The 19733-nt window shown below is 69.5% G+C and carries 20 protein-coding genes; 10 read left to right on the top strand and 10 right to left on the bottom strand.

Translation table 11 applies throughout. The features are described 5' to 3' along the window. Nucleotides 1-5: 5 nt before the first annotated feature. The 4 genes from H9L21_RS04895 to H9L21_RS04880 all read right to left on the bottom strand — a co-directional run bounded on the left by H9L21_RS04895 (nucleotide 6) and on the right by H9L21_RS04880 (nucleotide 5889). A complete protein-coding gene (locus tag H9L21_RS04895) occupies nucleotides 6-848 on the bottom strand; it encodes a DegV family protein (RefSeq protein ID WP_154595447.1) in 843 nt (280 codons plus the stop codon). Between the two features lie 164 nt (nucleotides 849-1012). Next, nucleotides 1013-3826, bottom strand: coding sequence for a leucine--tRNA ligase (gene leuS, locus H9L21_RS04890; RefSeq protein WP_187411806.1), 2814 nt, complete (start codon nucleotides 3824-3826; stop codon nucleotides 1013-1015). A 40-nt stretch (nucleotides 3827-3866) separates the two neighbouring features. After that, nucleotides 3867-4541, bottom strand: coding sequence for a potassium channel family protein (locus tag H9L21_RS04885; protein WP_154595448.1), 675 nt, complete (start codon nucleotides 4539-4541; stop codon nucleotides 3867-3869). After that, complete coding sequence (locus H9L21_RS04880; protein ID WP_255467337.1) at nucleotides 4534-5889, bottom strand: TrkH family potassium uptake protein; 1356 nt, start codon at nucleotides 5887-5889, stop codon at nucleotides 4534-4536. Before H9L21_RS04880 ends, H9L21_RS04885 begins: the two co-directional genes overlap by 8 nt. 49 nt (nucleotides 5890-5938) lie before the next feature. Here H9L21_RS04880 and H9L21_RS04875 point away from each other — a divergent pair, with 49 nt between their 5' ends. The 4 genes from H9L21_RS04875 to H9L21_RS04860 all read left to right on the top strand — a co-directional run bounded on the left by H9L21_RS04875 (nucleotide 5939) and on the right by H9L21_RS04860 (nucleotide 11095). Beyond that, nucleotides 5939-7705 carry a CDP-glycerol glycerophosphotransferase family protein gene (locus tag H9L21_RS04875; RefSeq protein WP_154595450.1) on the top strand — a complete coding sequence of 589 codons (1767 nt, stop codon included), beginning with the start codon at nucleotides 5939-5941 and terminating at the stop codon, nucleotides 7703-7705. Nucleotides 7706-7775: 70 nt separating this feature from the next. Then, nucleotides 7776-8738 carry a glycosyltransferase gene (locus tag H9L21_RS04870; protein ID WP_222865856.1) on the top strand — a complete coding sequence of 321 codons (963 nt, stop codon included), beginning with the start codon at nucleotides 7776-7778 and terminating at the stop codon, nucleotides 8736-8738. After that, nucleotides 8731-9900: a UDP-galactopyranose mutase gene (gene glf, locus H9L21_RS04865; RefSeq protein ID WP_154595451.1), complete on the top strand. Its 1170-nt coding sequence runs from the start codon at nucleotides 8731-8733 to the stop codon at nucleotides 9898-9900. Before H9L21_RS04870 ends, glf begins: the two co-directional genes overlap by 8 nt. Beyond that, nucleotides 9893-11095 (top strand): CDP-glycerol glycerophosphotransferase family protein, encoded by a 1203-nt coding sequence (locus tag H9L21_RS04860; RefSeq protein ID WP_154595452.1) that lies wholly within the window; start codon nucleotides 9893-9895, stop codon nucleotides 11093-11095. Before glf ends, H9L21_RS04860 begins: the two co-directional genes overlap by 8 nt. 76 nt (nucleotides 11096-11171) lie before the next feature. Here the strand turns inward: H9L21_RS04860 and H9L21_RS04855 are convergent, their stop codons facing one another. After that, nucleotides 11172-12590, bottom strand: coding sequence for an MFS transporter (locus H9L21_RS04855; protein WP_154595453.1), 1419 nt, complete (start codon nucleotides 12588-12590; stop codon nucleotides 11172-11174). A 96-nt stretch (nucleotides 12591-12686) separates the two neighbouring features. On the opposite strand from H9L21_RS04855, the gene H9L21_RS04850 reads away from it, so the two are divergent. Next, a complete protein-coding gene (locus H9L21_RS04850) occupies nucleotides 12687-13136 on the top strand; it encodes a MarR family transcriptional regulator (protein WP_154595454.1) in 450 nt (149 codons plus the stop codon). A 19-nt stretch (nucleotides 13137-13155) separates the two neighbouring features. After that, entirely contained in the window at nucleotides 13156-13497 is a 342-nt protein-coding gene (locus H9L21_RS04845) for a DUF2200 domain-containing protein (protein WP_154595455.1), read from the top strand. Nucleotides 13498-13501: 4 nt separating this feature from the next. Here the strand turns inward: H9L21_RS04845 and H9L21_RS04840 are convergent, their stop codons facing one another. Next, nucleotides 13502-14083: a TIGR03086 family metal-binding protein gene (locus tag H9L21_RS04840; RefSeq protein ID WP_154595456.1), complete on the bottom strand. Its 582-nt coding sequence runs from the start codon at nucleotides 14081-14083 to the stop codon at nucleotides 13502-13504. A gap of 99 nt (nucleotides 14084-14182) precedes the next feature. On the opposite strand from H9L21_RS04840, the gene H9L21_RS04835 reads away from it, so the two are divergent. Both H9L21_RS04835 and H9L21_RS04830 read left to right on the top strand, forming a co-directional pair. Next, nucleotides 14183-14530: a TraR/DksA family transcriptional regulator gene (locus tag H9L21_RS04835; protein WP_154595457.1), complete on the top strand. Its 348-nt coding sequence runs from the start codon at nucleotides 14183-14185 to the stop codon at nucleotides 14528-14530. A gap of 19 nt (nucleotides 14531-14549) precedes the next feature. Further along, entirely contained in the window at nucleotides 14550-14942 is a 393-nt protein-coding gene (locus tag H9L21_RS04830; protein ID WP_154595458.1) for an ASCH domain-containing protein, read from the top strand. 14 nt (nucleotides 14943-14956) lie between these two features. On the opposite strand, the gene H9L21_RS04825 is transcribed toward H9L21_RS04830, so the two are convergent. From H9L21_RS04825 to H9L21_RS04815, 3 genes are all read right to left on the bottom strand, one after another. After that, nucleotides 14957-15337, bottom strand: a complete 381-nt coding sequence (locus H9L21_RS04825; protein WP_154595459.1) for a VOC family protein — start codon at nucleotides 15335-15337, stop codon at nucleotides 14957-14959. Nucleotides 15338-15341: 4 nt separating this feature from the next. Next, nucleotides 15342-15713, bottom strand: coding sequence for a VOC family protein (locus H9L21_RS04820; protein ID WP_154595460.1), 372 nt, complete (start codon nucleotides 15711-15713; stop codon nucleotides 15342-15344). A gap of 232 nt (nucleotides 15714-15945) precedes the next feature. Beyond that, nucleotides 15946-17280, bottom strand: coding sequence for a stress response protein (locus tag H9L21_RS04815; RefSeq protein WP_154595461.1), 1335 nt, complete (start codon nucleotides 17278-17280; stop codon nucleotides 15946-15948). Nucleotides 17281-17369: 89 nt separating this feature from the next. Between H9L21_RS04815 and H9L21_RS04810 the strand changes: the two genes are divergently transcribed. Then, nucleotides 17370-17654, top strand: a complete 285-nt coding sequence (locus tag H9L21_RS04810) for a hypothetical protein (RefSeq protein WP_154595462.1) — start codon at nucleotides 17370-17372, stop codon at nucleotides 17652-17654. Between the two features lie 30 nt (nucleotides 17655-17684). Here the strand turns inward: H9L21_RS04810 and H9L21_RS04805 are convergent, their stop codons facing one another. After that, nucleotides 17685-19256, bottom strand: coding sequence for an FMN-binding glutamate synthase family protein (locus tag H9L21_RS04805; RefSeq protein ID WP_154595463.1), 1572 nt, complete (start codon nucleotides 19254-19256; stop codon nucleotides 17685-17687). Between the two features lie 104 nt (nucleotides 19257-19360). On the opposite strand from H9L21_RS04805, the gene H9L21_RS04800 reads away from it, so the two are divergent. Continuing rightward, complete coding sequence (locus tag H9L21_RS04800; protein ID WP_154595464.1) at nucleotides 19361-19702, top strand: YciI family protein; 342 nt, start codon at nucleotides 19361-19363, stop codon at nucleotides 19700-19702. The last annotated feature ends 31 nt before the right edge of the window (nucleotides 19703-19733 follow it).

The raw sequence follows: 19733 nt of genomic DNA, 5'->3' as shown, positions 1-19733 counted from the left end.
GACCGTCAGCGGGCGCTGACGGTGACCGCGATCATCCCCGGCCCGACGTGGGCGCCGATGTCGGCACCGACCTCGTCGATCGCGATCGCGGGACGGTCCAGCTCCTGCGCCAGCGACTCCGCCACGGACGTGGCCACGGTCTCGCTGGCCAGGTGCAGGATGCCGATGTCGTAGCCGTCCGGATGGGAGCGAGCGGCCTCGACCCCCAGGGCGACGAGCCGGGCCAGCGCCTTGGACGAGGTGCGCACCTTCTCCAGCGGCGTGACTTCCCCGTCGTCGATCGTGAGGATGGGCTTGACCGCCAGCGCCGAGCCGATGAGCGCCGCGGCCCGGCCGATCCGGCCGCCCCGGCGCAGGTACTCGAGGGTGTCGACGTACAGCAGCACGCGGGACGACCGAGCCGACTCCAGCGCGGCGGCGGCCACCTCCTCGACCGTGGCGCCGGCAGCGCTCGCACGCGCGGCCTGACCGGCGGCGAACCCGGTGGCCAGGCCCACCTGGAGGGTGTCGACGACGTGGACCGGGATGTCGACCCGGTCGGCCGCCAGCCGCGCCGCGTCGACGGTGCCGGAGACCTTGGAGCTGATGTGGACCGAGACGATCGCGTCGACCCCGGTGGACGCCAGCGCGCGGTACACCGCCTGGAACGTCTCGGGCGACGGGCGCGACGTGCTGACCGGCACGTTCTGCGTCAGTGCGTCGGCGATCATCTGCGAGGTCACGTCGACGCCCTCGGTGTAGACCCGGGCCCCGATGATGACCGTCGTCGGGACGACGCTGATGCCCTCGCGGGCGGCGTCGTCGGCGTCGAGCGAAGCGGTCGAGTCGGTCACCACGGCCACGGTCATGGCCGAAACCCTACTGCGTGCCGGGTGCTGTGAGTCGGCGTCGGTGGACGTCCTCGGCGTACCGCCCTGCGGCCGCGAGGTCCGCCAGGCACGAGCCGTGAAATGCTCCGAATTCCACCTTTCACCCCGGGTGAAAGGTGGAATCGGGGGCAAATCTCGAGGGCTCAGACGACGACGCTGACGAGCTTCGGCGCGCGCACGATGACCTTGCGGATCTCGCGGCCGTCGATCGTGCGGACGACGTTGGGCTCGGCCAGCGCCAGGGCGGTGAGGTCCTCGTCGCTGATGTCGGCGGGGACCTCCAGCTTGCCGCGGACCTTGCCCTGGATCTGCACGACGCACGTGACCAGGTCCTCGACGAGGTACTGCTCGTCGGCGGTGGGCCAGGTCTCGTACGTGAGCGTCTGGTCGTGGCCCAGCCGCGACCACGCCTCCTCGGCCACGTGCGGGGCGAACGGCGCCAGCATGAGCACGAGCGACTCGATGACCGAGCGCGAGCGCACCGACTCCTTGGTCAGGTGGTTCGTCAGCTCGATCAGCTTGGCGATCGCGGTGTTGAATCGCAGCTCGGCCATGTCCTCGGTGACGCCGGCGATCGTCTGGTGCAGGGCACGCAGCGCGGCGGTGTCGGGCTCGCTGTCGTCGACGACGACCTCACCGGTCTCCTCGTCGACGATCAGGCGCCAGACCCGCTGCAGGAAGCGCTGCGAGCCGACGACGGCCCGGGTCTCCCACGGCCGCGACTGCTCGAGCGGACCCATCGACATCTCGTAGACGCGCAGGGTGTCGGCGCCGTACGCCTCGTACATCTCGTCGGGCGTGACGGAGTTCTTGAGGCTCTTGCCCATCTTCCCGTACTCGCGGTTGACGGGCTTGCCCTCGAAGAAGTACTGGCCGTCGCGCTCCTCGACCTGCTCGGCCGGCACGTAGACCCCGCGCTCGTCGGTGTAGGCGTAGGCCTGGATGTACCCCTGGTTCACGAGGCGCTGGAAGGGCTCCTCGCCGCTGACGTGGCCGAGATCGAACAGGACCTTGTGCCAGAAGCGGGCGTACAGCAGGTGCAGGACGGCGTGCTCGACGCCGCCGACGTACAGGTCGACGCCGCCGGCGCCGCCAGGCGTCTTCGGGCCGAGCCAGTAGCTCTCGTTCCGCGGATCGGCCAGGACCTCGGTGTTCGTCGGGTCGGTGTACCGCAGCTCGTACCAGCTGGAGCCGGCCCAGTTGGGCATCGTGTTCGTCTCGCGGCGGTAGCGCTTCGGGCCGTCGCCGAGATCGAGCTCGACCTCGACCCACTCGGGCACGCGCGCCAGCGGGGGCTCGGGCATGCTCGTGACGTCGTCGGGCTCGAACGTCTTGGGCGAGTAGTCCGGCACCTCGGGCAGGTCGACCGGCAGCATCGACTCGGGCAGCGCGATGGCGCGGCCGTCCTCGTCGTAGACGATCGGGAAGGGCTCGCCCCAGTAGCGCTGGCGGCTGAACAGCCAGTCGCGCAGGCGGTAGGTGGTGGTGCCCTCGCCGACGCCGCGCTGCTCCAGCCACGCGATGATCGCGCGCTTCGCCTCGTCGACGGCCATGCCGTCCAGGCTGACGCCCTCGTCGCCGAAGATGTCGTGGTTGTCGGAGTTGATCGCGACGCCGTCGCCGGTCCACGGCAGGACCACGTCCTCGGGCGACTCGACCACGGGGGTGATGCGCAGGCTCAGCTCGGTGGCGAACTCGAAGTCGCGCTCGTCGTGGCCGGGCACGGCCATGATCGCGCCCGTGCCGTAGCCCATCAGGACGTAGTCGGCGATGAACACCGGCACGGCCTCGCCGTTGACCGGGTTGGTGGCGAAGGAACCGATGAAGACACCGGTCTTCTCCTTGTTCTCCTGACGCTCGACGTCGGACTTCGCGGCCGCGGTGCGACGGTACTGGTCGATCGCGGCGATCGGGTCGGGGGCGCCGCCGGTCCACCGCTCGTCGACGGCCTCGGGCCACGTCTCGGCGGCCAGCTCGTCGACCATCGGGTGCTCGGGCGCCAGCACCATGTAGGTCGCGCCGAACAGCGTGTCGGGCCGCGTCGTGAAGACCTCGATCGGGCCGGCGGCGGACTCGAAGCGCACCTTCGCGCCGTGCGAGCGGCCGATCCAGTTGCGCTGCATGAGCTTGACCGGCTCGGGCCAGTCGACGCGCTCGAGGTCGTCGATCAACCGGTCGGCGTACGCGGTGATCCGCATCTTCCACTGACGCAGGCTGCGCTTGAAGACCGGGAAGTTGCCGCGCTCGCTGCGGCCGTCGGCGGTGACCTCCTCGTTCGCCAGCACGGTGCCCAGACCCGGGCACCAGTTGACCGGCGACTCGTCGATGTAGGCCAGCCGGTACTGGTCGATGACCGCGGGGTCGTCGGTGCCCAGCTCCTCGATCAGCTCGGCGATCGGCCGCGCACGGCCCTGTTCGGCGTCGTACCAGGAGTTGAAGATCTGCAGGAAGATCCACTGCGTCCAGCGGACGAACTCGGGCTCGATCGTGGCGAACGAGCGGCGGTTGTCGTGCGCCAGGCCCAGTCGGCGCAGCTGGCGCCGCATGTTGGCGATGTTCTCCAGCGTCGTCTCGCGCGGGTGGCGGCCGGTCTGGACGGCGTAGATCTCGGCGGGCAGGCCGAAGGCGTCGTAGCCCAGGGCGTGCAGGACGTTGTCGCCCTTCATCCGGCGGAAGCGCCCGATGACGTCGGTGGCGATGTAGCCCAGCGGGTGACCGACGTGCAGGCCCGCGCCCGAGGGGTACGGGAACATGTCCATCACGAAGAACTTGGGCCCGTGCGCGTTGTGCGCGGAGCCGGGCAGGGCGAGCTCGCCGACCGGGTTGGGCGCCTCGAACGTGCCCTCGGTCTCCCAGCGGTCCTGCCATGCCGTCTCGATGCGGCCGGCGAAGTCACTGGTGTACCGGTGTGCGGCGCCCTCGGGTGCCGCACCCTCCTGGGTGTCCTGGTTGCTCACCGGTCAAGGTTATCCGCAGGGCACGGGCGCCCCACGCGGGCTACGTGTAGCTCAGGGCGCAGAAGCTCTCGACCTTCTTCGTCGGGCCGGAGACGATCAGCTCGTCCGAGGTCTCGATCGAGGTCTCGGGCCGGGCGTACGTGAAGTCCTCGCCGCGACGCTTCACCCCGACCACCGTCACGCCGAAGCGGGCGCGCAGCTGCGATTCGAGCAGCGTGCGTCCGGCGGCGAGCTTGGGCGCGCGGGTGCGCGCGATCGAGAAGCCGTCGTCGAACTCGATGTAGTCGATCATGGCGCCGGTGACCATGTGGGCCACCCGCTCGCCCATGGCCGACTCCGGTCGCACGACGTGCGTGGCACCGACGCGCTCGAGGATGCGGGCGTGCTTGGCGTTGATCGCCTTCGCCCACACCTCGGAGACGCCGAGCTCCACGAGGCTCAGCACCGTCAGGACGCTGGCCTCGATGTCGGTGCCGATGCCCACGACGGCGCGGTCGAACTGGTCGGCACCGATCTGCTTGAGGGCCTCGCTGTCGGTGGTGTCGGCGGACACGACGTGGGTGAACTCGCTGGCGAAGCGCTGCACCAGGTTGGGGTCCTCGTCCACGCCGAGCACGTCGTGGCCCAGCCGGACCAGCGACCGCGCGACGGCGGAGCCGAACCGGCCCAGTCCCACGACGAGGACGGGTGCGCTGAGGGGGTCGTTGTTAGCCAATGATCGGTTGCTCCTCGGGAAGGTGATACCTGGATTGGCGGCGCCGCAGCACGAAGGCAGAGGCTGCCGTAATCGTGCCCACTCGGCCGATGAACATCAAGAAGATCAGGACCAGCTGGCCCGGCACGTTCAGCAGCGGGGTCAGCCCGGTCGACAGCCCGACGGTGCCGAACGCCGAGGTCGCCTCGAAGAGTCCCTCCGCGAACGAGACCCCGGAGAAGATCATCAGCAGCATCGATCCCATGGCCACCAGGCCCACGGCGATCAGGGCGATGCTCAGCGCCGTCCGGATGGTGCGCGGGCTGATCGAGCGCGAGCCGATGCGCACCTGCTCCTCACCGCGGATCTCGGCCAGGATCACGTAGCCCAGCAGCAGGAACGTGGTCACCTTGATGCCGCCGGCGGTCGAGGCGCTGCCGCCGCCGATGAACATCATGATGATCGCGGTGTTGAGGGTGACGGGCTCGACGCTGCCCCAGTCGAAGCTGTTGAACCCGCCGGAGCGGGGCATGATGCCGCCCTCGATGCCCGTGATGAACTTGTCGATCGGGCTCAGACCGCCGATCGTCGCGGCGTTGTTCCACTCGGCCGCGATGAACAGCGTCGAGGCGACCACCAGCAGGAACAGCGAGCCCCACACGGTCAGGCGGGTGTGGATCGTCCAGGTCTTGGGCGAGCGCCACTCCTTGTAGAGCTCGGCCAGGACGGGGAACCCCACGCCGCCGGCGAACACGGCGACCGAGATCGGCAGGATCACCGCGTAGTCGCCGGCATAGCCCGTGAGGCTGTCGGCGTGCAGCGAGAAGCCCGCGTTGTTGAACGCCATGACGGCGTCGAACACGCCGTGCCACAGCGAGTAGCCGAACGAGTCGAAGTAGTGCAGGTAGTAGCGCAGGGTCAGCACGATGGCCGTGAGGCCCTGGAACAGCAGCATCGTGACGGCCACGCGGCGGAACAGCGGGCCGACGTCGCCCAGGCTCACGACGTGCATGTCGGTCTGGGCGGCTAGCCGGGTGCGCAGTCCGAGGCGGCCACCGACGAACAGTCCCAGCACGGTCGTCATCGCGATGATGCCGATGCCGCCGATCTCGACGAGCACGACGATGATCCCCTGCCCGATCGGCGACCAGTAGGTGCCGGTGTCGACCGTGGCCAGGCCCGTCACCGTGACGGCTGAGGCGGAAGTGAAGAGCGCATCCATGAACGAGGGATCGTGCTCGCCCTCGCGCGCGAACGGCATCAACAGCAACAACGTGCCGATCACGATCAGGGAAAAGAAGGCCAGCGGCAGCAATCGCACGGGATGAGCGATCGACGCCGGGAGGCGATAACGGCGGCGCCAGGGCACGCCCCGACGGTACACCGGCTGCGCGTGAGCGACCCGGTAGATTGCCGCCATGGCTTCCCCGGCGAGTTTCCTGCGTGCGCTCGTGGCCCGACTGGGGCGGAGCTCGGAGCTTCCGGGCCTGCTGCTCGTCAACGGCACGATCATCCTGGCGCTGCTGCTCGTGGCCCTCGGCCAGGACCTCGCCGCCGTCATCACGCTGCTGGTCTCGATCGTCTCGGAGTGGTGGCTCGAGCGGCGCTCGCCGACGACCACGCTGTTGCTGCGTCAGGCCTCGGCCGGTCCCCCGCTGCGGTTCGCCCTGCGCGCCCTCGTGGCGGTCGCGGCGTCCTCGCGGTTCGACGACCGCGCGGCCCTCTACTCCTTCGTCGCCGTCGCGCTGCTCGTCGTCACGGGCCTGTGCGCCCGCGCCCTGCACGCGGAGTACCGCCGCATCGGCCCGCTCAAGCCGATGCGCACCCGCCACATCCCCGGCGCCACGCGCATCGACGAGGAGCCGACGAGCCGTCCCGTGCTGGTGGCCACCGTCGAGCTCGCCGCCGTCATGCCGGCCCTCTTCGGAGCCGCCTGGTACGACGTCCTGCTGGTGGGCGCCGTCGCCTTCGGCGCCCTCATGGCCGGGACCGTGCCGGAGTTCCTGGACAGCTGGCGCATGCGCGCGGCCAAGCGCGCGACGGGCTTCACGCCGCAGCTGTCGGCCGTCCAGGAGTTCATCGACGAGTACCAGCCCGAGGTGGTCGTGCACCTCTCCGGCCCCGACACCGCGGCCTACCAGATCAACACCTGGATCGAGGCGCTCGAGAGCCTCGACCAGCGCGTCTTCGTCATCCTGCGCGACCACCCGCTCTTCGAGAAGATGGCGCCCTCGACGCTGCCCACCCTGTCGCTGCCGGCGCCGAGCGAGCTGCTCATGCTCGACTTCTCGTCGGCCCGGGTCGCCCTGTACCCGAGCAACACGGGCAACAACATCCACCTGCTGCGGCTGCCGACCATGATGAGCGCCTTCATCGGGCACGGCGACAGCGACAAGAGCGCCTCGAACAACCCGTTCTCGCGCGTCTACGACGAGCTGTGGGTCGCGGGCGAGGCCGGCGCCGACCGGTACCGGCGGTCCGGGATCAACATCCCCGAGGCGCAGTTCCGGTTCGTCGGGCGCCCCCAGGTGCACGCGATCGAGCCCACGCCGCGCATCGGCGACACCGAGATCCCGACGGTGCTCTACGCGCCGACGTGGGAAGGCGTGAACCAGCTGCAGGAGTACTCCTCGCTGCGCGCGATCGGCGTCAAGCTGATCGACGCCCTGCTGGCGGACGGCTCGGTGCGCGTCGTCTACAAGCCGCACCCGTTCACGGGCCAGCGCGACGCCAAGTACCGCGCCGCCCACGCGTCGATCGCCCGCCGGCTCAACGAGGCGAAGCTGCGCACCGGCATCGACCACCGCGTCGTGTCCAGCGGCTCCCTGACCGAATGGATGAACCAGTCCACCGCCCTGGTCAGTGACATCTCCAGCGTCCTCTCGGACTGGCTCGCCGGCGAGAAGCCCTACGCGGTGTTCAACCACACCGGGCTCTCGACCAAGCAGTTCCGCGAGCAGTTCCCGTCCAGCGCCGCCGCGACGATCCTCGACCGCGAGGCGCGCGGCGTCGACGAGCTGATCGACGTCGTCACCGGCCGTGGTCCCGACCAGCTGGCCGAGTACCGCTCGAAGCTGGCGACCTACCTGCTCGGCCCGCCCGAGCAGCGCACGCTCGAGGCGTTCCGCGAGGCGGTCACCGCGTTCGTCGCCCGCTCCGAGGCCGAGCGTGCGATGTACCGCTGAGATCGGCACCGGCGTGCCGACGCGTCGGCCGGATTCACTCATCGTGCACCGCGGCAGATAGCCTGTCGTGGTGAGTTCGACGACCGGCCCCCTGGCGATCGCCATCGTCACGTTCAACCGATCTGCCCTGCTCGACGAGCTGTTGCAGAGCGCTTCGACGATGACGACGGCACCCGATCGCATCATCGTCGTCGACAACGCCAGTACCGACGACACCCAGCAGGTCGTGTCCGCCTGGGAGTCCAAGTTCCCTCCCGGCGTGCTGGTCAACCACCGCATGGAGACCAACACCGGCGGCGCCGGCGGCTTCAGCGAGGGCACCAAGGTGGCCCTCGAGCTGGGTGCCGAGTGGGTCTGGCTGATGGACGACGACGTCGAGATCCTGCCGGACGCCCTCGAGCGGTTCGCCCCCTGGATGGAGCGGTTCAAGGTCATTCACGGCCGCCGCTACGACGTGGACGGCACCCCGTTCTACTGGCAGGCGAAGTTCAACCAGTTCCTCGGCGTCCCGCTGCCCTACTCGATCAAGACCTTCAACACGGACGGCTACGCGCTGACCAACTCCGGCACCTTCGAGGGCATGCTCGTGCACGCCGACGTGGTGCGCCGGATCGGCCTGCCCGACCCGCGGTTCTTCATCTCCTGGGACGACGCCATCTACGCCTGGCTGGCCTCGCTCGAGACCGAGGTCGTCTACGTCGACGAGTTCGTCCTGCAGAAGAAGCGCGAGCAGAAGCAGGTCAGCCTCGGCATCCGGCACCTCAACGACTCCAGCCCGCTGGCCAAGTACCACGTGATGCGCAACCGGGCGTACGTCGGCCGCTACTTCGAGGAGCACGGCCGGCTCAACCGCCTCGGCTTCGCACTCGGCACCTTCCTGACCTTCGCCAAGGAGGTCGTGCGGCTGGTCGTGGTCGAGCGCTCGGCGAAGGGCTTCATGTCCCTGGTGAACGGCTGGCGCGACGGCCGCAAGATCTGGGCCGACCGCTCGTGGCGGCCCATGCCCGCGCTGACGGGCGGCGCCGATGACTGACGTCCTGGTGGTCGGGTCCGGCTTCTTCGGCCTGACCGTGGCCGAGCAGCTGGCGAACGACCCCGGCCTGAAGGTGCACGTCATCGACCGGCGCTCGCACGTGGGCGGCAACGCCTACAGCGAGGCCGAGCCCACGACGGGCATCGAGGTGCACCGCTACGGCGCGCACCTGTTCCACACCTCCAACGAGCGGGTCTGGGACTACGTCAACCGCTTCACGACCTTCACCGACTACCGCCACCACGTCTACTCGACGTACCGGGGCGAGGTCTTCCCGCTGCCGATCAACCTCGGCACGATCAACCAGTTCAACCGGTCGGCGATGAGCCCGGCCGAGGCTCGCGCGTGGGTGACCGAACAGGCCGGCACGGCGTTCTCGGGCGGTGCCGCTGCGGCGGCGAACCTCGAGGAGAAGGCGATCAGCCTGATCGGGCGCCCGCTGTACGAGGCGTTCATCCGCGGGTACACCGCCAAGCAGTGGCAGACCGATCCGACCGAGCTCTCGGCCGACATCATCACGCGACTGCCGGTCCGGTACACGTACGACAACCGCTACTTCAACGACCGGTACGAGGGCCTGCCCACCGACGGCTACACGGCGTGGCTCGAGCGGATGGCCGACCACCCGAACATCACCGTCAGCCTCGACACCGACTTCTTCGACGAGGGCCAGCCGCTCAACAAGGCCGCCACGGTCGGGCAGCTGCCGATCGTCTACACCGGCCCGGTGGACCGCTACTTCGACCACGCCCATGGCCCGCTGGGCTGGCGGACGCTGGACTTCGAGTCCGAGGTGCTGCCGATCGGCGACTTCCAGGGCACGCCGGTGATGAACTACGCGGACGAGGAGATCCCCTACACGCGGATCCACGAGTTCCGCCACTTCCACCCCGAGCGGGACTACCCGTCGGACGCCACCGTCATCATGCGCGAGTTCAGCCGCTTCGCGCGCGCCGGCACCGACGACGAGCCGTACTACCCGGTCAACACCGCCGACGACCGCACGGCGCTGAAGGCCTACCGCGACCTGGTCGACGGCGAGAGCGGCGTGCACTTCGGTGGCCGGCTCGGCACCTACCAGTACCTCGACATGCACATGGCGATCGCGTCGGCGCTCTCGATGGTCGACAACGTCCTGAGGCCGGGACTCGTCCGTGGCTGACTCGCGGGTCGGCCTGGTCCCCCGGCTGCGCCAGTGGGCCATCGGCCGCATCCGCCGCTCGCGCTTCCTGCCCGTCGGCATGCCCGACAAGCGCACCGACGAGGACCGGCTCGGCCGCCCGTTCCGGCAGACCGTGCTGGTCTACTTCCCCAACGGTGCCGACGCCCTGTACCAGTTGCGACCGTGGTTCACGGCCCTGCAGGCGCTCGACGCCGCGCACGGCGTGGTGGCCGTCTTCAAGGACTCGCGCACGGCGGCGATCGTCCGCGCCGAGTCCGGTCTGGACTGCGTGACGCTGGCCCGGTACGGCCAACTGGACGAGATCCTGGCCCTCAGCGACGTGAAGCTGGCGCTGTACGTCAACCACGACCCGATCAACTTCGAGTGCCTGCGGTTCACGTCGCTGGTGCACGTCTACCTGGGGCACGGCGACAGCGACAAGGGCGTGTCGGTCTCGAACCAGGTCAAGGCGTACGACTTCTGCTTCCTGGCCGGTCAGGCCGCCCTGGACCGGACGAGCGCCGGGGTGATGCTCTACGACGCTCCGGCCCACTCGGTGCTCATCGGCCAGCCGCAGCTGGACGCGCCCGCTCCGGTCCCCTCCCCCGATCCACACCGGCGCACCGTGCTCTACGCGCCCACCTGGGAGGCCTCGCAGCCGTCCGTCTCGTACGGGTCCCTGCTGACGCACGGCGCCGCGATCATGGACGCGCTGACCGGCACGTACCGCGTGATCTACCGGCCGCATCCGCTCAACGGTGTCATCGACCCGGCCTACGGCGAGGCCGACGCCGCCGTCCGCGCCCGGGCCGACCGCGTCGACACCGACGTGCCGTTGGAGCGGTCGTTCGCCGACGCCGACCTGCTGGTCACCGACGTCTCTGCGGTCACCCTGAACTGGCTGCCCAGTGGCAAGCCGGTGCTGGTGACGCGCCCGCGGGTGCCCGTGCCGCCGTCGCGCCTCATGGACACGCTGCCCCTGCTGGACGAGGGCGCCGACGTGGCGGCCGTCGTGACCGAGCACCTGACCGCGGACCCCACGGCCACCGCCCGCCGTGAGCTGCTCGAGTACTACCTGGGTGACACGACGCCGGGCGTCGCGACGCAGCGCTTCCTGCAGGCGTGCGCCGACGCGATCGAGCTGCGCGACCGCACGTGGGCCGAGCACCGACGCCTCGGCGCGACGGGACCCTGAGTCACGCCGCAAGCGGCCGGTAGCGGTGGTTGCGTCGCCAGGTGTTGTTGATCTGGAACTCCGGCGCGACCCTCGCTCAGGCCCTGCTGCCCTGACGAGGCACCAGCAGCGCGACCATCGCGCCGGCGAAGGCCGCGCCCGCGCCGATGATGAAGCAGAGCTGGAAGGCCCCCTTGTCCGGGATCGCCACACCCGCGAAGTCCACCGTCTTGCTGGTCAGCACGGCCGCCATGACCGCGCCGGCGATCGTGGTGCCGACCGAGCGCATCAGCGCGTTGAGTCCGACGCCCGAGCCAGATTCCGACTCCGGGACGTTGTCCAGGATCAGCGTGGGCATGGCGGCGTAGCCGATGCCGACACCGGCGCAGGCGACCAGCGAGCCGAGCATGAGCTCCCACGGGGCGCTCATGAGGAAGAGCGTGACGAGGTAGCCGACCGCGATGACGGTCGCACCGACCGAGAGCGTGATCCGCGCACCGACGGAGGTGATCAGCCGGCTCGAGACCGGGGCGAAGAACATCATCATCAGGCCGCCCGGAGCCATCCACAGGCCGGCCTGCAGGATCGTCTGCCCCAGGCCGAAGCCGGTCTCCTCGGGCATCTGCAGCAGCTGCGGCAGCACGATGGACTGGGCCATCATGCCGAAGCCGATGAGGACGGCGGCGAGGTTCGTGAACAGCACCGGCGGGTGCGCGCTCGTACGCAGGTCCACCAGCGGATCGTGGTGACGCAGCTCGAACCAGCCCCACAGCAGCAGGACGACGAGGCCGCCGACGATCGCGCCGATCGTCCGGCCGTCAGACCAGCCCCACTCACTGCCCTTGCTGACGCCGATCAGCGCGGAGACCAGACCGACGGCCAGCCCGATGACGCCGACGACGTCGATCCTGGCGGGGTGCTCGTCGTGGACCCTGGGGATGACGACCAGGGTCGCCACGAAGACCACGGCGGCCAGCACGGCCGAGAACCAGAACAGCGCGTGCCACGAGTAGTCCTGCGCGATCCACGCGGCCAGCGGCAGGCCGAGGGCGCCGCCCACACCGAGGGTCGCACTGACGGCGGCGGTGGCGGTGGCGCGCTTCTCGACGGGGGCGACCTCGCGCACCATGCTGATCGCGACGGGGATGTATCCCATCGCCATGCCCTGCAGGGCGCGCCCGGCCAGGAACGGCGCGAGCGAGCTCGACAGGGCGGCGACGATCGAGCCGACGACGAGGATGCCCGCCGAGGCCACCATGACCTTCTTCTTGCCGTACAGGTCGGCCAGCCGGCCGGTCACGGGCATCGTCACCGCGGCCGCGAGGAGCGTGGCCGTGACAGCCCACGAAGCATTGCCCGGTGCCGTGTCCAGCAACTGGGGAAGCTCGCTCTGGATCGGGATCACGAGCGACTGCATCAGCGCGCCGGCGAGGCTGCCGAAGCACAGCACGAGGATCACCGCGATCGGCGGGAACCGGGTCTCGACGGGCGCGTCGACGGCAGAGGGAGAGTGCATGGAGAGGTCGTCCTGTCCGAACAGCGATGTGTAACTTACACACGCAGCGGATATGTAGACTACACATGTCGACGCCCTCGTCCCATCGGAGCACGCATGACGTCCCTCACGCAGGCCGCCGCCCGCGCCAACCCGGCCTGGGGCGCTCTGGCGGCGATCGCGAGGATCGAGCGGGGCCGCCGAGCCGCCGACAGCCTGCGCTTCAACCATGCCGACCAGCGGCTGCTGTGGATGTTCTCCGACGGCAGGCCGCGCACCCTGCGCGAGATCGCCGACGAGCTCGGCCTCGAGCAGTCGACGGTGAACCGGCAGGTGAACGGTGCACTCAAGGCCGGTCACGTGCGCCGGTTCCGCGAACCCGGCCAGAACGCGTGGCAGTTCCTGCCCGTCGACGAGACGATGGACGAGTTCACGCAGGACCTGCAGGATCACCTGGCCCTGCTGGAGCAGGCCCTCCAGTGCCTGCCGGAGAACGAGCGATCACGGTTCCTCGAGCACTTCGGCGCCTTCGCCTCCGCCTACAACGAGGCTGCCTCGCGTCGCTGATCGGGCTTACACTCGCCGGATGCACCGGATCTTCACGACCAGCTTCGCCGACGTGTACCCGCTCTACGTGGCCAAGGCAGAGCGCAAGGGGCGCACGCGCGCCGAGGTCGACGAGATCATCGAGTGGCTCACCGGATTCGACGACGCCGCTCTGCGCCGCCACCTCGACGAGGGGACGACCTTCGAGGAGTTCTTCGCCCAGGCCCGCCTGAACCCGAACGTCTCCCTCATCACCGGCGTCGTCTGCCACGTCCGCGTCGAGGACGTCGAGGACCCGCTCATGCAGCAGATCCGCTACCTCGACAAGCTCGTCGACGAGCTGGCCAAGGGCAAGGCGATGGAGAAGATCCTGCGCGCCTGAGGTGTCAGGCGGGCGCCCAGTGCGGATCGCGTCCGGCCCGGGCGACCAGCCGGTCGAGGACGGTCGCGTCCTCGGCGACCGGGACCGCGGGCCCGAACATGCCCGGCGTCCCTGCGGGATCGAACTCCTCCACGAACTCCAGGCAGGCGGCGGCCGTCGGGGCGTCGAGGGTGTACTCCCGGCCCGTGGCGCGGGCGAGGTCCCAGCCGTGCAGGACCACCTCGTTGAGCGCCACCAAACCGGCCACCGCGCCCGGCAGATCCACTCCCCCGGCCCGCGTCATGCCCTCCCAGGCCGAGTCCGCGCACCACGCCTTCACCAACTGCGGCACCTGCTCGCGCAGAGCATCGCGCCAGCCCGGTTCGAGGTCGGGCCAGCCGCCCGCGTCCGGGCTCGTGTCGGTCAACGGGCCGAACTCCTTGTCGGCAGCGGCCCGGAAGGCGAGGGTCAACCCGACGATGTGCTGGAGCAGCTGTCCCACGGAGACGCCCTCGCAGGGCGTGGGCCGGTCGAGGTGCCCGTCCTCGATGTCCTCGACGATCCCCATCAAGGTCCGGCAGGCCGGATCCAGCTCACACGTGTCCATACCCGCAGTGTCGTCGTCTGCCGGCCGTCGCGGAACCCCTGGCCTTGGCACGGCGGGGATCATGGGGAGGCGATGCCGGTCGACGAACGGAGGTCCGACATGACGGTCGAGGATCGTGAACGACTCGAAACGGAGCGGCTGCGAACGGTGCAGCAGTTGGCGAGCCTGAGCCGGGACTTCGACGCCGTCGTCGAGGCGTCCAAGGACTCCAACGCCGACGACGAGCACGACCCCGACGGGGCGACCGTGGCCTTCGAGCGGTCCCAGGTGGACTCGCTCCTGCAGCAGGCCCGCCGGCACCTCGACGAGATCGACGACGCGCAATCGCGCCTCGATGAGGGATCGTACGGAGTGTGCGAGAGCTGCGGACGACCGATCGCGGCAGCGCGGCTCGAGGCCCGGCCCGTGGCGCGCACCTGCATCGAGTGTGCGTCGGCACGGCGCTGACAGCAGTCAGGAGACGACGATGAGCTGGCCACGAGTGGGAGCGCTGCGCGGACTCGAGCTGGGGACGCCCGGTCGGATGCGGGAGCGACTGAACGGCCTGGTCCTGGCGGGGCAGAAGCGGGCCACGGCAGGGCTGCTGTCGGAGTACGAGACCGAGGGTGAAGAGCTCGAGCACGTCGGCGAACGGCTCGCACTGCTGGACGACCTGGGCGACCAGATCGCGACGGTCGAGATCACGGACCTGCAGATCGTGCCGTTCATCGACGTGCCCTGGGAGTTCGCCGCCGCAGAGGGCGAGGGCGACGCCGACCTCGAGGAGTGGCGGGACGGGCATCGCGGCTTCTGGGCGGCCGAGGGGACGCCCGTCGAGGACGACACTCCGATCGTGTGCCTGCGGTTCGTCCTGGTCTGACTCACGGGACTGTCTCAGGGGACGCCCGGCTCCTGGAGGTGCGCGGCGACGTTGATGACGCGACCGGTCGGGTCGCGGACGAAGAACCGGCGAATCCCCCACGGCTCGTCGCGCAGCTCGCGCACGACCTCCCAGCCGGCGTCCAGGGCGGCGCGGTGGGCCTCGTCCACGTCATCGACCTCCACGGAGACGTCGACCGTGGCCGCCTCCGGGTCGACCGCGGTCGGGCTGGGATACGTGACGATGACCTGCGTCGTCGGGGTGCTGGGAGACGAGAACATCAGCATCCCGTCCTCATCCATCGCGACCCGGAAGCCCAAGTAGGACTCGTAGAACGCGCGAGCGGCGGCAGGGTCGTCGGTGGTGAGCACGGGAATGGCGCGACGGATCTTCATGGTCTCAGCCGCAGAGGCAGAACGGGTGGCCCGCGGGATCGGCGAAGACCCGTGATCCGTCGGGGTTCGGCTGGTGCGCGAACCGGGTCGCGCCGAGTTCCAGCACGCGCGCCTCGGCGGCATCGAGATCGTCGACGCGGACGTGCAGGTGGGCCTGCATGGAGGACGCGGGGTCCGGCCACGCCGGCGGCTCGTGCTCGGGAGCGAGCTGGAACGAGAGGTGGAACGCCCCGTCCGGCGCACCGATCGAGTACCAGTCCTCGTCGGAGTGCAGGATCGGCCAGCCCGTGACGGCGCTGTAGAACGCGGCCAGGGCGGCCGGGTCTCGGCCCTCCAGTGCCACTCCGCTGAGCGAGCCCACGCTCCTCGCTGCCATACCTCAGGTCTAACCCCCCGGTCGTCCGCTGTCGACACCGACGACCCCGAGCCCTGTCAAATCCTCATCCCGTCCTCGTCCATGGCGACCCGGAAGCCCAGACAGGACGTGGAACTCACGGGCAACCGCGGGGTCGTTCGTGGTGAGCACCGGCATGGCGCGACGAATCCTCATGCTCCGCGGCCACTCACGCGCGCCAGAGCCTCGTGCTTTCCGCCATTCCCATCGGAAATCAGGGAGCACTGGACGCAGGGCCATCCTGAGAGGAGAGCGATACGGACCGCAGACCGTCTTCCGCAGCGGGGACTTCTGGGCGCATCTTCGGGGCCGTCGGGGTCCACGCCTTCAGGTTCTGCATGACCTCCCCGTAGAACTGATCGACGGACTTCACCACGGAATCGATGAAGCTGCCTTGGCCACTGCCACGCTTGGCGCCGGCTTTCGAGTCCATGGCGACGCGGAACGAACGAAGTTCCTTCGAGGGATCCGGGGCGAGCAACTTCGGATCCTCCCGTGCCACCGACAGGAGCTCCGCGTTTCCGGTTCGGGAGCGTACGGCGAAGGACTCCACCCGTGCACTGTCGGGCGCATCTCGCAGCTGGCGGAGCAACCAGTTCACGCGTGTGGTCTGTCGTCCTTCCTTGGGCGCATCGAGCTCGACGTGGCTGGTGATGAGATTGGCGCGAAGGTCGGCCGTCACCACGAGGTGCCCCACAGCATTCGGGATCCGGAGTGAACCTGTCAGGGTGCCGTTGGCTGCGAGGTCATTCATACGGTCCGCCAAGTACGCGGTGGGATTGGTCGCGCTCTTGCGGTCCACTACCTGCGACACATCGATACCGAGCCGACGGCCCAAGCGGAGCGCGAGATACTGCAACAGCGCATCGAACCGGGCGATCACCTCGGGAGCCACCTTGTCATTGGCGCGCAGTGTCCCTGCGGCCACCGCATCCCTGATGGAGACCCAATTGGGACCCATGTCGTCGAATTCCAATGCGCCGGACCGATCGTGTTCCAGATACCGGATCAGCTCACCGAGAATCCACGCTTGATCAGGGTCGGAGATGCCGCGGTGCTCTTTCTGGACAATCGCGGTGGACAGGACGTAGGACCACGACCAGTGGAAGATCTGCACCTTGCGAAGCTTGCGCTTGTCGACGGGTGTCGGATGCACGCCCGGCAACGACGGAACCTCGTTACTGATCGTGATGAGCGCATCGAAACCCTCACCCCGGGCGACGTCGAGGTAGTTGTCGAGTTGCTCGGTCTGTAGTTCGTTCTTCCCCGTCTTGACCTCCACCAGGGCGGTCCAGGTCTTGCTCCCCCGGGTCACGCGGATGAGTCCGTCGGGAATGACCTTCTTCCCCGACAGGTCGAAAGGGACCTCGATGTAGGTCGCAGGCACACGGGCCGGGGCGCCCAGTGGGCTGAGTAGGGCCTTGGAGAACTCGGGAACCGCGCCCATCACTGCCAGCAGTGCCGACGTCGCTCGCTTCTCCTGCTCCTGAGCGCCATTGATGCCGCTCGTCGGGATCAGGCGAGCCTCATGCCAGGCTTCTTCACTCAAGTAACTTCCCCCCGATCGGTCACAGGCTTGGGCCAATCAACCCTAATCACCGGACGAGGCACCCGCGAGCGCTTTTGCAAGGTCGGTCCGTGTCATCCCTGAGTCGGGCCGGCAGTCGCGGCGAGGTCCGGCGCGAGACGGATGAACCGGGTACCGCCCGTGACCGGATGATCGTCCATGAAGACGATCAGGCCCGACGCCGGCACCTGGACCGCACCCAGGTCATCCCCTCGGTGGGCAGCTCCTGGCGGACGATCTGCTCCCACCTCGAGCAGGGCCGCAGCGACGAGACCGCCCTCGAATTGGCGGACTACCTGGGGCGCGCCATCGACCAGCTCATCGACGCCTACCGCTCGCTCGACGCCGCGTCCTGAGCCCGGCGTGGCGACGCCGTCCGCCGGCGCTCATGACGCCTGGTCCTCGCCCAACGTCGCCATGACGTCGAACAGCTCCTGCCGCACGCCCTTGCCGAGCTCACCCCAGCCGGGCTCGTAGCCGTAGAGCTCACGCAGGGACACCTTCGAGCGCTGGCCGTCCAGGATGTCGATGTCGTCGGCCGTGATGAGGCCCGGATGGACGACGCCGACGGCCTCGGCGACCTTGAGCAGGTCGCGGCGCAGCGCCAGGACGTAGCCGGCCAGCCGGTGCTTCTTGAGCGTCGGGTCGAGCCCGCGGGTATAGCGCGGGTTCTGGGTGGCCACTCCGACCGGGCAGTGGTCGGTGTGGCACTTCTGCGCCTGGATGCAGCCGATCGACAACATGGCCTCGCGGCCCACGTTGACCAGGTCGGCACCCAGGGCGAACGCCACCAGGGCGTTCTCGGGGAGGCCCAGCTTCCCGGCCCCGATGAACGTCAGGTCGTCGGTCAGCCCGGCGGCCGCGAACCGCTTGTAGACCTCGGTGAAGGCGATCCGGAACGGGTACGCCACCGAGTCGGCGAAGATCATCGGCGCGGCCCCTGTACCGCCCTCGCCGCCGTCGATGGTGAGGAAGTCGACACCGCGGGTGCGCGGGACCATCTGCTCGACCAGGTCGTCCCAGAAGCCCAGGTTGCCCACGGCCGACTTGATCCCCACCGGCAGCCCGGTCGCGTCGGCGATCGTCTCCACGAAGTCGAGCATCGAGTCCACGTCGTCGAACGCGGTGTGCCGGCTCGGCGAGACACAGTCGACCCCCTCGGGAATGCCGCGGATCCGGGCGATCGTCGCGTCGACCTTCGCCCCCGGCAGCATCCCGCCCAGTCCGGGCTTGGCGCCCTGGGAGAGCTTGATCTCGATGGCCCGCACCGGTGCCGACTGCACCAGGTCGACCAGCCGCCCCAGGTCGAAGCGGCCCTGCTCGTCACGGCAGCCGAAGTACGCCGTGCCGATCTGGAAGACGAGATCGCCGCCGTGGCGGTGCGCCGGCGCGATCGACCCCTCCCCCGTGTTCTGCGTGCAGCCGGCCAGGGCGGAGCCCTCGTTGAGCGCCTGGATCGCCGGGTCCGACAGCGCCCCGAAGCTCATCCCCGAGACGTTCACGACCGAGGCCGGCCGGAAGGCGTGGCGCCGGCCACGCGGGCCGCCCAGCACCTTGGCGGACGGCAGGGGGACGCCCTCGCTGCCGTGCCGCGACGTGCTGGCGCCCGGACCGGCGAACGTGCGGTGCTTGATGATCGGGTAGCCCGAGCTGTGCTCCACGTCGTTGTCGGTGCCGAATCCGAAGTAGTTGTTCTCGCCCTTGCAGCTGGCGTAGATCCAGCGGCGCTGGTCCCGCGAGAACGGCCGCTCCTCGTCGTTGCTGGTCACGATGTACTGGCGCAGCTCGGGACCGACCGTCTCGACCCAGTAGCGGAAGTGACCGATCACCGGGAAGTTCCGCAACAGCGCGTGCTTGCGCTGGGTCAGGTCGTGCACCGCCACTCCGCCCAGCGCCGCTGCTGCCAGTCCCGTGACCGCGGCGCCGGCCCCTCGGCGCCTGCGTGTGCCTTCGTCCATCCCTCAGGTCTAACACTGCGAGGACGGCTGGTCGACCGCTCGCGGGTCCACACTGGAGGTAGCGGCCCGAACCGGCCGGCGGGGGACGATCGGAAGGACTGAGCATGTCCAAGTTCCTGATCTCGTTCGCCGAGGGCGCGATGGACATCCCGGAGGAGGAGATCCCCGCGGTGGTCGCGGCGGCCCATGCCGCGGTCGAGCAGGCCCGGGCGGCCGACGCCTGGGTCCTGGGCGGCGGGCTGATGCACCACGAGCTCTCGACCGTCGTCTACCCGGACGGCACGGTCGCCGACGGCCCCGACCCCCAACGCCACAGCCACCTCGCGGGCCTCGGCGTGGTCGACGTCGAGTCGCTCGAGGACGCCCTGGAGTGGGCGGCCACGTTCGCGGCCGCGTGCCGCTGCGTCCTCGAGGTGCGCGAGTTCATCCCCGATCCCGAGAGCTGACGTCCCCAGATGTGCTCCGCATTCCACCTTT

Source organism: Aeromicrobium senzhongii (assembly GCF_014334735.1).
Lineage (GTDB): Bacteria > Actinomycetota > Actinomycetes > Propionibacteriales > Nocardioidaceae > Aeromicrobium > Aeromicrobium senzhongii.
Note: the sequence above shows the minus strand (reverse complement) of the source record. Positions and strands in the feature narration are given on the sequence as shown.

What these genes read in the sequence shown, in the direction of transcription:
- H9L21_RS04895 (WP_154595447.1), bottom strand. Translation starts at nt 848, where the DNA reads ATGACCGTGGCCGTGGTGACCGACTCGACCGCTTCGCTCGACGCCGAC.
- H9L21_RS04875 (WP_154595450.1), top strand. Translation starts at nt 5,939, where the DNA reads ATGGCTTCCCCGGCGAGTTTCCTGCGTGCGCTCGTGGCCCGACTGGGG.
- glf (WP_154595451.1), top strand. Translation starts at nt 8,731, where the DNA reads ATGACTGACGTCCTGGTGGTCGGGTCCGGCTTCTTCGGCCTGACCGTG.
- H9L21_RS04855 (WP_154595453.1), bottom strand. Translation starts at nt 12,590, where the DNA reads ATGCACTCTCCCTCTGCCGTCGACGCGCCCGTCGAGACCCGGTTCCCG.
- H9L21_RS04850 (WP_154595454.1), top strand. Translation starts at nt 12,687, where the DNA reads ATGACGTCCCTCACGCAGGCCGCCGCCCGCGCCAACCCGGCCTGGGGC.
- H9L21_RS04845 (WP_154595455.1), top strand. Translation starts at nt 13,156, where the DNA reads ATGCACCGGATCTTCACGACCAGCTTCGCCGACGTGTACCCGCTCTAC.
- H9L21_RS04840 (WP_154595456.1), bottom strand. Translation starts at nt 14,083, where the DNA reads ATGGACACGTGTGAGCTGGATCCGGCCTGCCGGACCTTGATGGGGATC.
- H9L21_RS04835 (WP_154595457.1), top strand. Translation starts at nt 14,183, where the DNA reads ATGACGGTCGAGGATCGTGAACGACTCGAAACGGAGCGGCTGCGAACG.
- H9L21_RS04830 (WP_154595458.1), top strand. Translation starts at nt 14,550, where the DNA reads ATGAGCTGGCCACGAGTGGGAGCGCTGCGCGGACTCGAGCTGGGGACG.
- H9L21_RS04825 (WP_154595459.1), bottom strand. Translation starts at nt 15,337, where the DNA reads ATGAAGATCCGTCGCGCCATTCCCGTGCTCACCACCGACGACCCTGCC.
- H9L21_RS04820 (WP_154595460.1), bottom strand. Translation starts at nt 15,713, where the DNA reads ATGGCAGCGAGGAGCGTGGGCTCGCTCAGCGGAGTGGCACTGGAGGGC.
- H9L21_RS04805 (WP_154595463.1), bottom strand. Translation starts at nt 19,256, where the DNA reads ATGGACGAAGGCACACGCAGGCGCCGAGGGGCCGGCGCCGCGGTCACG.
- H9L21_RS04800 (WP_154595464.1), top strand. Translation starts at nt 19,361, where the DNA reads ATGTCCAAGTTCCTGATCTCGTTCGCCGAGGGCGCGATGGACATCCCG.